This window comes from Neotamlana sedimentorum (assembly GCF_000943565.1).
Taxonomy (GTDB): Bacteria; Bacteroidota; Bacteroidia; order Flavobacteriales; family Flavobacteriaceae; genus Neotamlana; species Neotamlana sedimentorum.
In genome coordinates this window covers 19,084-32,233 of sequence record NZ_JTDW01000025.1, presented here as the reverse complement: position 1 = coordinate 32,233, position 13,150 = coordinate 19,084, and the positions used below count along the sequence as shown (strand labels likewise).

The 13,150-nt window shown below is 31.7% G+C and carries 15 protein-coding genes; 8 read left to right on the top strand and 7 right to left on the bottom strand.

Features of this window, described 5'->3' with window-relative positions; translation table 11 throughout:
• Positions 1–51: 51 nt before the first annotated feature.
• Positions 52–618: an anthranilate synthase component II gene (locus tag PW52_RS16585; protein WP_044634103.1), complete on the bottom strand. Its 567-nt coding sequence runs from the start codon at positions 616–618 to the stop codon at positions 52–54.
• 271 nt (positions 619–889) lie between these two features.
• Positions 890–2,296 (bottom strand): anthranilate synthase component I family protein, encoded by a 1,407-nt coding sequence (locus tag PW52_RS16580; RefSeq protein ID WP_044634102.1) that lies wholly within the window; start codon positions 2,294–2,296, stop codon positions 890–892.
• 292 nt (positions 2,297–2,588) lie between these two features.
• On the opposite strand from PW52_RS16580, the gene PW52_RS16575 reads away from it, so the two are divergent.
• The 4 genes from PW52_RS16575 (at position 2,589) to PW52_RS16560 (ending at position 4,677) form a co-directional block, all read left to right on the top strand.
• The gene (locus tag PW52_RS16575; RefSeq protein WP_044634107.1) at positions 2,589–3,122 is read left to right on the top strand and encodes a TlpA disulfide reductase family protein; all 534 of its coding nucleotides are present in this window, start codon (positions 2,589–2,591) and stop codon (positions 3,120–3,122) included.
• Between the two features lie 7 nt (positions 3,123–3,129).
• Positions 3,130–3,756 carry a thioredoxin family protein gene (locus PW52_RS16570; protein WP_044634101.1) on the top strand — a complete coding sequence of 209 codons (627 nt, stop codon included), beginning with the start codon at positions 3,130–3,132 and terminating at the stop codon, positions 3,754–3,756.
• Positions 3,757–3,867: 111 nt separating this feature from the next.
• Positions 3,868–4,182, top strand: a complete 315-nt coding sequence (locus PW52_RS16565) for a rhodanese-like domain-containing protein (protein ID WP_044634100.1) — start codon at positions 3,868–3,870, stop codon at positions 4,180–4,182.
• A gap of 225 nt (positions 4,183–4,407) precedes the next feature.
• Positions 4,408–4,677 carry a hypothetical protein gene (locus PW52_RS16560; RefSeq protein ID WP_044634099.1) on the top strand — a complete coding sequence of 90 codons (270 nt, stop codon included), beginning with the start codon at positions 4,408–4,410 and terminating at the stop codon, positions 4,675–4,677.
• 216 nt (positions 4,678–4,893) lie between these two features.
• Here PW52_RS16560 and PW52_RS16555 read toward each other — a convergent pair whose 3' ends face one another.
• The gene (locus tag PW52_RS16555; RefSeq protein WP_044634098.1) at positions 4,894–5,385 is read right to left on the bottom strand and encodes a metallophosphoesterase family protein; all 492 of its coding nucleotides are present in this window, start codon (positions 5,383–5,385) and stop codon (positions 4,894–4,896) included.
• A gap of 98 nt (positions 5,386–5,483) precedes the next feature.
• On the opposite strand from PW52_RS16555, the gene truA reads away from it, so the two are divergent.
• Entirely contained in the window at positions 5,484–6,221 is a 738-nt protein-coding gene (truA, locus tag PW52_RS16550) for a tRNA pseudouridine(38-40) synthase TruA (RefSeq protein WP_044634097.1), read from the top strand.
• Positions 6,221–7,987 (top strand): ABC transporter ATP-binding protein, encoded by a 1,767-nt coding sequence (locus tag PW52_RS16545; protein ID WP_044634096.1) that lies wholly within the window; start codon positions 6,221–6,223, stop codon positions 7,985–7,987. The genes truA and PW52_RS16545 overlap by 1 nt, the downstream gene beginning before the upstream one ends.
• Here PW52_RS16545 and PW52_RS16540 read toward each other — a convergent pair.
• From PW52_RS16540 to folP, 4 genes are read right to left on the bottom strand one after another with little or no spacing between them, the layout of a single operon-like run.
• Complete coding sequence (locus PW52_RS16540; protein ID WP_044634095.1) at positions 7,984–8,772, bottom strand: DUF3667 domain-containing protein; 789 nt, start codon at positions 8,770–8,772, stop codon at positions 7,984–7,986. The two genes, PW52_RS16545 and PW52_RS16540, sit on opposite strands and share 4 nt — an antisense overlap.
• Before the next feature lie 6 nt (positions 8,773–8,778).
• Positions 8,779–9,570, bottom strand: a complete 792-nt coding sequence (locus PW52_RS16535) for a diadenylate cyclase (RefSeq protein WP_044634094.1) — start codon at positions 9,568–9,570, stop codon at positions 8,779–8,781.
• Between the two features lie 39 nt (positions 9,571–9,609).
• Positions 9,610–10,284, bottom strand: a complete 675-nt coding sequence (locus tag PW52_RS17265; protein ID WP_052823539.1) for a hypothetical protein — start codon at positions 10,282–10,284, stop codon at positions 9,610–9,612.
• 5 nt (positions 10,285–10,289) lie between these two features.
• Positions 10,290–11,120, bottom strand: coding sequence for a dihydropteroate synthase (gene folP, locus PW52_RS16525; RefSeq protein ID WP_044634093.1), 831 nt, complete (start codon positions 11,118–11,120; stop codon positions 10,290–10,292).
• 104 nt (positions 11,121–11,224) lie between these two features.
• Between folP and PW52_RS16520 the strand changes: the two genes are divergently transcribed.
• Both PW52_RS16520 and PW52_RS16515 read left to right on the top strand, forming a co-directional pair.
• Entirely contained in the window at positions 11,225–11,764 is a 540-nt protein-coding gene (locus PW52_RS16520; RefSeq protein ID WP_044634105.1) for a DUF1599 domain-containing protein, read from the top strand.
• A 51-nt stretch (positions 11,765–11,815) separates the two neighbouring features.
• Entirely contained in the window at positions 11,816–13,126 is a 1,311-nt protein-coding gene (locus PW52_RS16515) for a BT_3928 family protein (RefSeq protein ID WP_044634092.1), read from the top strand.
• Positions 13,127–13,150: the final 24 nt, after the last annotated feature.

The following is a 13,150-nucleotide window of genomic DNA, read 5'->3' as shown; positions in this document are numbered from 1 at the left end:
TTTGTTTCTTTTATTTCTTGTTCTATTCTAAAATTTTAATCTTTCTAACTTCTAATGATTCACCCAGTTTTCTAATATTTTTTTTCCGTCTGGTGTTAAAACCGATTCGGGGTGGTATTGCACACCGCGAACATCGAATGTTTTATGGCGTAATGACATTATTTGTCCGTTTTCATCAAACGATGTTGCTTCTAAACTTTCTGGTAAATTTGCATTTACAACCCATGAGTGGTAACGGCCAACTTCAATGTTTTTATTTAAACCTTCAAAAATATATTCATCATCAACACTTAAAGTTACGTTGGTTGCCACGCCATGGTAAACATCATCTAAATTTTCTAAAGAACCTCCAAATACTTCACCAATAGCTTGTTGCCCTAAACACACACCAAAAATACTTTTTGTTGCTGCATATTTTTCAATAATAGCTTTTAAAAGGCCAGCTTCATCTGGGATTCCTGGTCCTGGAGATAATACAATTTTATCGAATGCTTCAACATCTTCTAATTGTAATTTATCGTTTCTAACAACGGTTACTTCGCAGTTTAAATCTTCTAAATAATGTACAAGATTGTATGTGAAACTGTCGTAATTGTCTATAACTAATATTTTTTTCATAGTTGTTACCCTGAACCTGTTTCAGGATCTTTTTTAAATTATCTCTTATTAATTCAAATGTTCATTTTGTCTTGATACAAAACGAACCAAAAAATCAAATCAATCTGAGGGAATTCCTTCGGAACGTTCACTTTAAAACTTCATGCTTGAAGCTACGCTTCGCAGTTACGTTTTACGCTCTTTATTTCTGCAGATTGACGTTTTCGACTATGTCGAAATTTGGGGCTTGACTTTTTTCATTTTTACTTTCTATTGAAAATTCAAACTTCAATTATATTTCCTCAGCTACTTTAATAGCTTTTTTTAGCGCACCTAGTTTGTTATAAACTTCTTGGGTTTCACTTTCTTCATTCGATTTAGAAACCATTCCTGCTCCGGCTTGCCAGTTTAATTTGTAATCTTTACTTAAAAAGGTACGAATCATTATGGCGTGGTTAAAGTTTCCTTCAAAATCCATAAAACCAATGGCGCCGCCGTAATAGCCACGGCTTGTTTTTTCGTATTTTTCAATAAGTTGCATAGCCATGTGCTTTGGGGCTCCACTTAAAGTTCCTGCAGGAAAGGTATCGGCAACGACCTGCATTGTGGAGGTCGTATCGTGTTTTTTACCAATTACTTTACTTACTAAATGGATAACATGCGAGAAAAATTGAACTTCGCGATATGTTTCTACATTTACGTTGTTTCCATGTCGGCTTAAATCGTTTCGAGCTAAATCGACAAGCATAACGTGTTCGGCATTTTCTTTGTCGTCGTTTTTTAGCTTTTCTGCTAAAATTTCGTCTTGTTCCTCATCGCCTGTGCGTTTAAAAGTTCCTGCAATGGGATGAATTTCGGCTAAACCATTACTTACAATAAGTTGGGCTTCTGGAGAACTACCAAATATTTTAAAATCGCCATAATCGAAATAAAATAAATATGGCGACGGATTTATACTTCGTAAGGCACGATACACATTAAAATCGTCGCCAGTAAATTCTTGGGAAAAACGGCGCGATAATACTAATTGAAACACATCACCGCGTTGGCAATGTTTTTTAGCTAGTTTTACCTGTTCTTTAAACTCGTCGTCGGTTAAATTAGATTCAATATTATTTTTGGCACTAAACTTATACGATGCAAAGTTTTGCACGTTTATTAGTTTATCTATTTCATGAATATTGTTTTCTGAACCTTCCGGACAATGCGCAAAAATATAAGCTTCATTTTTAAAATGATTTATGGCTATTATATTCTTATAAACCGCATAATACATGTCTGGAATGGTAACCGAATCGTCTTTTTTACTAATATTGATGTCTTCAAAATAACGAACAGCATCATAAGCCGTATAACCAAAAATGCCGTTGTTTATAAACTTGAAATCTTCTTCAGATTCTACATCAAATTTTTGAGTAAAATTGTAAATTTCGTCTACAACACTAACTTGATCTGTAATATTTACTTCGGCAGAACTACCATCTGGAAAGGTTTCGCTTATAACTTCGTTTTCAACTTTAATTGATGCAATTGGGTTAAAACAGATGTACGAAAAGTTTTTGTGGTTACGGTGGTAATCGCCACTTTCTAACAAAATACTGTTTGGGTATTTGTCGCGTATTTTATAGTAAACGGTAACCGGAGTTATGGTGTCGGTTAATATTTTTTTATAGTGTGTATGTAATTTGTATTGTTTCATTTAGTTTGTTTTTCAAAATAAATAGTTTGATTAAAACCATTAAAAAAGGCCTGTCGTGAATGACAAGCCTTTTGTGATATTTTTTAATTAAATATACGAGGAATTTGCTTCACGAACGTTAGTTACGTAAACACCACCACCAAGTATTATTTAATGAATTTTTCATTTTTTTCTTTTGCTTGGTTCAAATATAAAAATGAATTAAGTTTTACCCAAAAGTTTAGTTGATTTTTTAATTAAAACTTTGTTAAACTATTATAAAAACAGAATATTGTTAATTATTTTTAAGGTTATGAAACTAAATTTGATTTTTATTGTATTTTTTGCATTAACCAGTTGTAAACAACAAAGCAAAACAGGGCAGGAGCTTAATGAATTTTCTGAAGCTAAAGCAGCAGTTTTGAATGAGGAGCTTGAAATATACGACTTTAACGGTCTGGAAAAATTTTTAAATTTTAAAGACGATAAAACTTATGTAGTCAATTTTTGGGCTACTTGGTGTGCGCCGTGTGTAAAAGAACTGCCATATTTTGAACAATTAAATGAAGCCTACAAGGATAAAAACGTTGAAGTTTTATTGGTGAGTTTAGATTTTCCGCATCAATACGACACAAAATTGAAACCATTTATAAAAGAGCATAAATTAAAATCGAAAGTTTTAGTGTTGGATGATGCCGATATGAATACTTGGATTCCTAAAGTAGACGAAACCTGGTCGGGCTCTATTCCGGCAACGGTAATCTATAATAAAAATAAAAAATTATTTTTTGAACAATCTTTTAGCTTTGAAGAGTTAGAAAACGAATTAAAACCATTCTTAAATTAAAAAACCTATGAAAAATTCCATTAAATTAATTTTAGCTGTTTGCGTTGTTGGGCTTGTTAGTGCCTTCACATTAAAACCAACAGCAGAATATGCCGGCTATAATATTGGAGATATAGTTGAAGATTTTAAATTGAAAAATATCGACGGAAAAATGGTTTCGCTCTCCGATTACGAAGACAAACTAGGAGTTATCGTAACTTTTACATGTAATACGTGCCCTTACGCTGTGGCTTACGAAGATCGTATCATTGAATTAGATAAAAAATATGCCGATAAAGGTTATCCTGTTGTAGCTATTATGCCAAATGATACAAGTGTAAAACCAGATGACGATTTAGAGTCAATGAAAAAGCGTGCAGAACAAAAAGGTTTTACGTTTCCGTATTTAATTGATGCAAAACAAGATGTTTATCCAAAGTTTGGAGCAACTAAAACACCTCACGTATTTGTTTTAGATAGAACAGAATCAGGATTTGTAGTGTCTTACATTGGAGCTATCGATAATAATTATAAAGATGCATCGGCAGTTACAACCAAATATGTTGAAAATGCGGTTGATGCTTTAATAGCAGGAACACCAATAAAAGAAACAGAAACAAAAGCCATTGGTTGTTCAATAAAAGTAGCTAATTAATAAGATATTATATTGGTTTATATAAATCTGAAGTTTTGTAAAACTTCAGATTTTTTTTCGTCTAAATTTAAATATATAGTAATTTTGTAATATAAATTTAAAGTAATAAAAATGGAAGATTTATCTCAAGAAGAATGGCAAGAACAATTAGCCGATGATAATAATGCTGTAATTTTAGATGTAAGAACTGATGCTGAAGTTGCCGATGGTATTATTCCAAATGCTATTCATTTAGATATTTATAAAGGTCAAGAATTTATTGAAGAAATAGATAAGCTTGATAAAACTAAGAATTATTACGTGTATTGTCGCTCAGGAAATAGAAGCGGGCAAGCATGTAAACTAATGGAAGAACTAGGTTTTGAAAATGCTTATAATTTAGAAGGCGGCATGCTACAATGGACTGGTGAAGTGGTAGACCAATAAATTTAAGCAAAAAAAATAAGAATTTAGAATCTTTAGGTGATTATTAATTTAATTATCTAAAGATTTTTTTATTGAAATAATTTCATCCTCTTTTTTAGTAATTTGGCTTGTTTATTTTTATTTAAATAACTAATTATATAATTTTGTGAAAGAACTGTGTTAATAAATAATGATTACGCAGATTTTTAGCAAGAAAATATTAATTCATTAATCCCTCCTTAAGTCATGGAAAATGGTTACGTAATCCTTGGTATTGTAGCTTTGTTGTTTTTAAGTATGTATGGCTACTCGTATTGGTCTGTTTTTAAAGAAAAAATGACACAAAAGAAAGTACAAGAAGAACAATTAAAAAAACAAGAACTTAGACGTCAGCGTCGTATAAAAAACCAAGCTTTAATTGATGCTAAAATTAATGCTTTTAACAAACGTAAAGCTGAAATTAAGCAAGAATTAAGTATGCTTAATCAAATAAAAGAGCAACAAAAAGTTGGTTAAGTTATATTTCTAAAATATTATTAAGAGGCTGTCTTAAAAGTTAGAAATGTATTATTCTGAGGTTTTTAGAGTATGATACTTTTCAATTTCAGTGTTTTTTGAAACTTAAATAATATTGAGATTAAAAAACTAAGTGTTTAAAACAGACTCTTTTTGTATGGTTTGTCATCAAGTTAACAAGAAAAAATCACGACGTTAATTTCTCTTATTTTCATACTACTTTTTGAATTCGACAACCTCTAAGTTGTCAATTTTTTTACCATCAATAGTAAATCGAAGCATGGTGCGTACTTTATGGAAACCGTGTTTACCAACCGCTCCTGGATTCATATGAATTAAATTTAAATTCTTATCTGGCATTACTTTCAAAATATGAGAATGCCCACAAATAAATAGTCGTGGCGGGTTTTGTTTAATTTCGTTAAGAGTTTTAACGTTATATCTTGGCGGATAACCTCCAATATGTGTAATCCAAACATCTACAGCTTCACATAAAAAACGGTTATGTTCAGGAAATTCTACTCGAACCTTAGCATCATCAATATTGCCGTAAACACCTCGCAATGGCTTTATAGCTTTTATAGCATCGGTAACTTTTAAATCACCAATATCGCCGGCATGCCAAACTTCATCGGCTTGTTTTACATATTTTAAAATATCATTATCAATATAACTGTGCGTATCAGAAAGTAAAAGTATTTTTGTCATGTAAAAGGGCTTTCTTTTAATATAGAATTAAGATTATGGCTTTCGCAGAAACTACAAAACTATCTATATTTGTTGTTTAATAAAAGAAGAAAAACAGATTGAGGTATTTTTTAGAGCTTTCGTATAATGGAACCGAGTATCATGGTTGGCAAAATCAGCCCAATGCAATTAGCGTTCAGGAAGTTATTGAGAAAGCATTGTCAACTTTATTAAATACAAAAATTAGCATTGTTGGTGCGGGTAGAACCGACGCTGGTGTGCATGCTAAACAAATGTTTGCGCATTTTGAAACCGACCAAATAATGGATAACTTAGTTTATAAATTAAATTCGTTTTTACCTAAAGATGTGGCTATTCACAATTTATTTGAAGTAAAAACAGACGGTCATGCCCGTTTTGATGCTTTAAGTAGAACTTATTTGTACCGAATTGCAACAAAAAAAAATGTATTTAATTTTAATAATACGTATTTTGTAAATCAGGAATTAGATCTGGAAAAAATGAATAAAGCCTCGAAGATCCTATTTGAATATATCGATTTTCAATGTTTTTCAAAAACCAACACCGATGTTAAAACCTTTAACTGTAAAGTTATGCAAGCCGAATGGAATAGGGTTGAAGACGAAATTCATTTTACCGTAAAGGCCGATAGGTTTTTGCGTAACATGGTGCGTGCTATAGTTGGTACCATGGTAAATATTGGTTTAGGTAAAATTGAAGTTGAAGCTTTGCACGACATCATTCAGTCTAAAAACCGTAGTGAAGCTGGCTTTTCGGTGCCTGCTCACGGGTTGTACTTAACGCATATTGAATACCCCGAGGACATAAAAATATAATGAGTAATTCTAAAGATAAATTTTTCGATTATAACCTGTTTAAACGACTGTTTGAGTTTATTAAGCCTTACAAGTTTGTGTTTTTTGGTTTAATTATAAGTGTTGTTTTACTAGCTGTTTTAAGTGCAGCAGTCCCGAAGCTAACAGAGTTAGCTATAGATGATAGTATGACTAATAAAGACAAAGAAGGCTTTGTGTTTTATGTAACGCTTATGTTTGGTACTTTAATTTTTCAAACCATTTTTCAGTTATTGTTTATGTATTATGCCTCATGGTTAGGGCAAAGTTTGGTTAAAGATGTTCGTGTAAATTTATTCAATCATTTACTAAGTTTTAAAATGAAATATTACGACCAATCTTCTGTTGGTGTGCTTATTACACGATCGGTTGCCGATATGGAGCGTATTGCAGATATTTTTGGACAAGGTTTGTTTATGATTTTTAGAGATTTACTAACCATGGCTGTAGTTTTTGGTGTTATGCTTTACACCAATGTAAAGTTGTCTTTAATTGTGGTGCTTATGTTGCCTATCTTAATTTATGCAACACGAATTTTTCAAAAGTATATGAAAAAGGCCTTTGAAGAAGTACGCTCGGAAGTATCAAACCTTAATTCCTTTGTTCAAGAGCGACTTACAGGAATGAAAATTTTGCAAGTTTTTACGCGTGAATCTATAGAGTTCGAAAAGTTTAAAACTATAAACGAACGACATAAAAAAGGGTGGTTAAAAACCGTTTGGTATAATTCGTTTTTCTTTCCAATTGCCGAATTATTTGGGTCTGTAACTATAGGTTTAGTTGCTTGGTATGGCGGATTAAATATTGGCGTAACAAGCAGTGTTTCTCAAGGTGTTTTAGTGTCGTTTATTATGTTTATTCCTATGCTGTTTAGGCCGTTACGACAAATTGCCGATAAATTTAATACATTGCAAATGGGCATGGTTGCGGCCAATAGAGTTTTTAAAGTATTAGACACAACATCTCATATCGACGATTCTGGAACGCAGTTAGCAGAAGCTTTTAAAGGAAATATACGATTCGATAAAGTTCGTTTTAGTTATGTTGAAGAAGAAGAAGTGTTAAAAGGAATTTCTTTTAATGTAAATGCTGGCGAAACTATTGCTATTGTTGGTGCTACCGGAGCTGGTAAATCTACAATTATTAATTTATTGAATCGTTTTTACGAAATTAAAGATGGCAATATTTTAGTTGATGATGTTAATATTAAAGCCTTCACTTTACAATCGTTACGAAATCAAATAGCGGTAGTTTTACAAGATGTGTTTTTGTTTGCAGATACAATTATGAGTAATATTACGCTCGATCATCCAGAAGTTTCTGAAGCCGATGTAATTTCAGCTGCGAAAGAAATTGGCGTGCATGAGTTTATTTCAAGTCTGCCAAACGGCTATCAATACAACGTAAAAGAACGTGGCGTTATGCTGTCATCAGGTCAACGGCAATTAATATCATTTTTACGTGCTTATGTTACAAACCCTAGTATTTTGGTTTTAGATGAAGCGACATCGTCTGTCGATTCACATTCTGAACAACTTATACAAGATGCTACGGATAAAATTACTAAGGGAAGAACTTCCATTGTTATTGCGCATCGTTTAGCAACTGTTAAAAAAGCAGATAAAATTATTGTTATGGATGCCGGTGAAATTGTAGAACAAGGCACACACGATGAATTGCTTAAAAAAGAAAATGGTTATTATAAAAACCTTTACGAAGTACAGTTTTTACAAGAAAAAGTAGCTTAATTTTTAAGTATAAAATCTTGCGGACTTAATTCGCCTGATAAAAACAATACAACTACCGTTAATATAGAAGTGCCTATATAACCTATTAGAACAATGAGTAGGAATAAGGGAATTCTCCAAAATAAAGATTTTAGGTTGTTCTCAGAATTTTTATATGATACATAAATACAAAATACGATCATAAAAACAATGTAAATCATTGCCGTATTCATGTATAACTGCGGATTTATTAGCAGTGTAATTACAGCATAAATTGTAGTAATAAGACTAAAACTAGTAAGTGTATAAATGGCCGAAACAACATGTTCTGCAAAATTATATTTTTTATAATTGAAGGCAACAAAACTTGAAAACGCTATAATTGGAATGTATAAAAAGTATACAAACGAACTATATTCCATGGTTTTGGACATGATTTTCTCTGTGCCGGCTGCTCCCGAACTGGTTTGGGCATAACCAATATTACTAAAATCGATATGCTCCCATGCAATTTTTTTCATTAAAAACATTACTAATCCCGATACCGTAAGCGAAATAGCTAAGATGCTTACTGGGTTTAAATATTTTTTACGTAATCCAGAAATATAACCACCACAAACGTCTTGTGGTTTAATTATCATGTGCCAAAGCGTTTTAAAAAGTGTATTATCCAGATTGAAAAAACGTTCAAAAAAATCGAAAGTCAAACTTTTTGCTGTAATTCGGTTTCTTATAACTTTAGCACCGCAATCTGGACAAAAACTATAATCGGTTCTAAGGGTATTGTTACAGTTTTTGCAAGTCATAATAAATTAGCTTAAATCTTTTTTAATAATGTTTGTGAGCTCGTTGCTGTCTTCGTAAACCACAAATTCTCCATCTTTGAAATATGAAATATGACCGGTTTCTTCGCTTACTGCTAGGGCCAAAGCATCAGTTTTTTCGGTAACACCAATGGCTGCTCTATGCCGGAGCCCGAAACGCTGCGGAATGTGTTTTTCGTTATTAACAGGTAAAATAACTCGGGTAGCTTTTACAATATTATTGTTTACAATTATAGCACCATCGTGTAACGGACTATTTTTAAAAAATATACTTTCAATAATGGGTTGTGTTACTTTTATGTTCATTTCGTCTCCCGAAGACGATAAAAAGTCTAAATTGTTGTTACGTTCAAAAACTATTAATGCCCCTGTTTTAGACAGACTCATTTTATTACATGCCGAAATTATCGCATTAATATCGGTGTTAGTTTCAAATTCCTCTTCAGTTTTTAAAAAGTTAAACGGCTTAAAAAATTGCTTACGCCTGTTGAGATTTGTAGAGCCAACCATCAATAAAAATTTCCTTATTTCAGGCTGAAAAACAACAATAAGTGCAATAATTCCAACTTTAATGAAGCCCCCAAAAATACTGGTAAGCAGTTGCATGTTTAAAAACTCGGTAAGTTTCCAAACCAAGTAAATAATAATGATACCAATAAAAATATTGATAGCAACCGTGCCTTTAATAAGCTTATAAATATAATAAAGCAGAAGCGCTACTAAAATAACGTCAATTACATCAATAACACTAAAGTTTAAAATGTCTTTAAAAATATCCAAAGGCAATGGGTTTTGGTAAATTTAATAAAAATGAAGTTATCAATTTATAAATTCTGTATTCGATATTTTAAGATGATTAAATTCTTTGTTTTGTATTAAAGCTTTGATGGTTATATAATCTTGAAAAGTTAATGACTTTGAAAACCGTAAGGAAACTTTTGATGCTTTAGCGAATACATTTTTCAAGTCGGTTATAAGTTTGTTTTTATTACTTTCTGTTATAAAAGGTTCTTTTTCATGGTTTATTATAAATATTTTTCCGTTATCGTTAACAAAAATATTTTTAGTGGTTACTTCAAAATCTAGTGGTATTGTTTGTGGAGTGTTTTCTTCTTTAATTACATATTTAATATTAGTAAATTCCATAAACCCTAAATTATTCTTGCTTATGTCGTTACAAGAAAAATAGTTTTTAGCGTCTTCATTTTTATGGCCAGCATTTGCCTTTTTTTCTTGTAGAAATTTTATTTGCGGTACAACCTGGCGTAACGTTAATCGTTTATCGATATTAACTAACCAATTGGTGGTGCTAATTAGGTTTTTTCTATTTAGTAAAACACTGTCTTTTTGTGTTTGGTCGTAAAAAATATATGCCGCAGAAACGTCTTGAATATTTTGAATTTCAGAATTGTTAATTTCGGGTAACTGTACCGTTTTTTTATTTCCGCAGGAAAAAAATAAAACACCAGTTAAGAGTAAAATAATATATTTCATAACTTCTAACTTCTAACTTCTAACGCTTCAATTAATTTAATACATTCAACGGCTTCTTTTACATCGTGAACCCGTAAAATTTTCGCTCCTTTTTGCAGTGCAATGGTGTTTAAAACAGACGTGCCGTTTAAGGCTTCTTGAGCTGTAATGTCTAACTTTTTATAAATCATAGATTTTCTTGAAACACCTGCGAGTAAAGGTTTATCAATCATTTTTAATAATTCTAAGTTATTTAAAAGCGTGTAATTTTGTTCTAAGGTTTTTGCAAATCCAAATCCAGGATCTACGATTATATCTTTAATGCCTAAAGCTTTTGCTGCCGCTAATCTTTCAGAAAAATAAAAAATAATGTCTTTTATTAAGTTACCGTAATTGGTTTGTTGTTGCATGGTTTTTGGGGTGCCTCGCATGTGCATCATAATATACGGTACTTTTAAACTAGCTACAGTTGGTAGCATGTTTTTATCGAGGTTTCCTGCCGAAATATCATTTATAATTGCGGCGCCAGCTTCAATACTTTTTTCTGCTACACGGCTCCTAAATGTATCAATGGAAAGTATGGTTTCTGGAAAATGTTTTAGAATTAAGTCTATAATAGGAATCATTCGATGTAATTCTTCAGTTTCACTAACATCATCTGCATTGGGACGCGAACTGTAAGCTCCGGCATCTATAAAAGTGGCACCTGCGTTTAACATGTTTTCTACATGCGATAAAATGTCTTTCTCGTTTTTATGTTTACCGCCATCAAAAAAAGAATCGGGTGTTAGGTTTAAAATGCCCATTACTTTTGGAGCAGATAAATCGATGAGGTTTCCTTTGCAATTAATTGTCATTCATATTGTTTTAACCGTTGTTTGTACTATGTTTAAAAACTTTAAAGCTTCAACTTTGTACTTTAAACAATTTAGGCGAAATTTACACAAAATTCAATTTATTTATGCAAGAAACCTCAAAACAATACGATGCCGTTATAGAAACTTGTAGAAGTCTCTTTATTAAAAAAATGAGCGATTATGGAAGCGCTTGGCGTATTTTGCGTTTGCCATCGCTTACCGACCAGATTTTTATAAAAGCACAACGTATTCGAGGTTTGCAAGAAAACGATGTTAGAAAGGTTGATGAAGGCGAAATTAGCGAATTTATAGGCATAATAAATTACTGTATTATGGCCTTAATTCAAATTGAAAAAGGAGTGGTGGAACAGCCAGATTTAAATACCGAAGAAGCCACCAAATTGTATGAAAAACAGGTAGCCATCACTAAAAAATTAATGGAAGACAAAAACCACGATTATGGCGAAGCATGGCGCGATATGCGTGTAAGTAGTTTAACCGATTTAATTTTACAAAAACTATTAAGAGTTAAGCAAATTGAAGATAATGCGGGCAAAACATTAGTTAGCGAGGGTATAGATGCTAATTATCAAGATATGATTAATTATTCGGTTTTTGCACTAATTCATTTAAACAAAAGTTAAAATTTTCTGCTGTCCAGCGGAAATCTTTACATTCAAACTCAAAATCACATAATGAAGATATTAGTTAGTATTTCCAGAATATTTGTTGGTGTTTTATTCATCATATCCGGATTAATAAAGCTTAACGATCCGCTTGGGTTTTCATATAAATTACAAGAATATTTTAGTCCAGATGTATTAAATATCCCATTTTTAGAACCTTATGCGTTAATGATTTCGGTTGTTGTTGTGGTTTTCGAGGTTGTTTTAGGCGTATTTTTATTAATAGGATATAAACCTAAATTTACCGTTTGGAGTTTGTTGTTAATGATTGTGTTTTTTACATTCTTAACCTTTTATTCGGCTTATTTTGATAAAGTTAAAGATTGTGGTTGTTTTGGTGATGCCTTAAAACTTACGCCATGGGAAAGTTTTACAAAAGATTTGGTATTACTTATACTAATCTTGATTTTATTTGTTGGGAAAAAATATATTACCCCAAGTTTTGGTAAACTAACATTAACAATAGTCGCATTATTAAGTTTTATTTTATCACTTTGGTTTGGTTACCATGTTTTAATGCATTTACCGGCTAAAGATTTTAGAGCCTATAAAATTGGTGCGAATATTAGTGAAGGAATGCTTATTCCAGATGATGCGCCTAAAGCCGAAACCGAATATTACTGGAAATTTAAAGTTGATGGCGAAGAACAAATAATTACAACAATGGGTGCTTACCCTTCGGTTGAAGGTGAGTTTATTGGTGTTGAAACTAAAGTGATAAAAGAAGGTTACCAACCAGCAATTTACGATTTTTCAATTGAAACTGAAGACGAAGATTTTACATCAAAATTTCTTTCAGAAGAAAATTTAATTGTAGTTATTTCATATAGCTTAGAGAAAATTGAGCGCGAAGGCGCTTTAAAACTAAAAGCGTTGCAAGATAAGGCCGAAAAAAACGGTTATCAAATTATTGGTTTAACAGCGTCTGGAGAGGCTACAAAACAAGACATTAAAAAATTATATAATATTAGTTTTAATTGGTATTTGTGCGACGAAAAAGCATTAAAAACGTTGGTTCGAGCTAATCCTGGGATTATTGAACTGGATTCAGGAACCGTAAAACAAAAAGTACATTGGAACGATATTGAAAACTTAAACTTACCTTTAGTAGAAACTAAACCAAAAGATTTTTTAGTAAAAGAAAGTGTTGGTTATTTTTTAGATGCGCAATTATCTAGCAAAGAGGTTGTTGAAGCTATCGATCCGGCAAAAATAAAAAGTGTAAATGTTATAAAAGATCCGGAAACTGTTAATGCTCATAATATCGAGAATAATACAAATTTTACCGGTTTAGTTGTCGTTACCTTAAAGTCGAATTAATTTTCTAAATTTATAATCAACAAA

What these genes read in the sequence shown, in the direction of transcription:
- PW52_RS17265 (WP_052823539.1), bottom strand. Translation starts at nt 10,284, where the DNA reads ATGAAATATATTATTTTACTCTTAACTGGTGTTTTATTTTTTTCCTGC.
- PW52_RS16555 (WP_044634098.1), bottom strand. Translation starts at nt 5,385, where the DNA reads ATGACAAAAATACTTTTACTTTCTGATACGCACAGTTATATTGATAAT.
- PW52_RS16585 (WP_044634103.1), bottom strand. Translation starts at nt 618, where the DNA reads ATGAAAAAAATATTAGTTATAGACAATTACGACAGTTTCACATACAAT.
- PW52_RS16575 (WP_044634107.1), top strand. Translation starts at nt 2,589, where the DNA reads ATGAAACTAAATTTGATTTTTATTGTATTTTTTGCATTAACCAGTTGT.
- PW52_RS16540 (WP_044634095.1), bottom strand. Translation starts at nt 8,772, where the DNA reads ATGACTTGCAAAAACTGTAACAATACCCTTAGAACCGATTATAGTTTT.
- PW52_RS16570 (WP_044634101.1), top strand. Translation starts at nt 3,130, where the DNA reads ATGAAAAATTCCATTAAATTAATTTTAGCTGTTTGCGTTGTTGGGCTT.
- PW52_RS16565 (WP_044634100.1), top strand. Translation starts at nt 3,868, where the DNA reads ATGGAAGATTTATCTCAAGAAGAATGGCAAGAACAATTAGCCGATGAT.
- folP (WP_044634093.1), bottom strand. Translation starts at nt 11,120, where the DNA reads ATGACAATTAATTGCAAAGGAAACCTCATCGATTTATCTGCTCCAAAA.
- PW52_RS16515 (WP_044634092.1), top strand. Translation starts at nt 11,816, where the DNA reads ATGAAGATATTAGTTAGTATTTCCAGAATATTTGTTGGTGTTTTATTC.
- PW52_RS16580 (WP_044634102.1), bottom strand. Translation starts at nt 2,296, where the DNA reads ATGAAACAATACAAATTACATACACACTATAAAAAAATATTAACCGAC.
- PW52_RS16520 (WP_044634105.1), top strand. Translation starts at nt 11,225, where the DNA reads ATGCAAGAAACCTCAAAACAATACGATGCCGTTATAGAAACTTGTAGA.
- PW52_RS16545 (WP_044634096.1), top strand. Translation starts at nt 6,221, where the DNA reads ATGAGTAATTCTAAAGATAAATTTTTCGATTATAACCTGTTTAAACGA.
- PW52_RS16560 (WP_044634099.1), top strand. Translation starts at nt 4,408, where the DNA reads ATGGAAAATGGTTACGTAATCCTTGGTATTGTAGCTTTGTTGTTTTTA.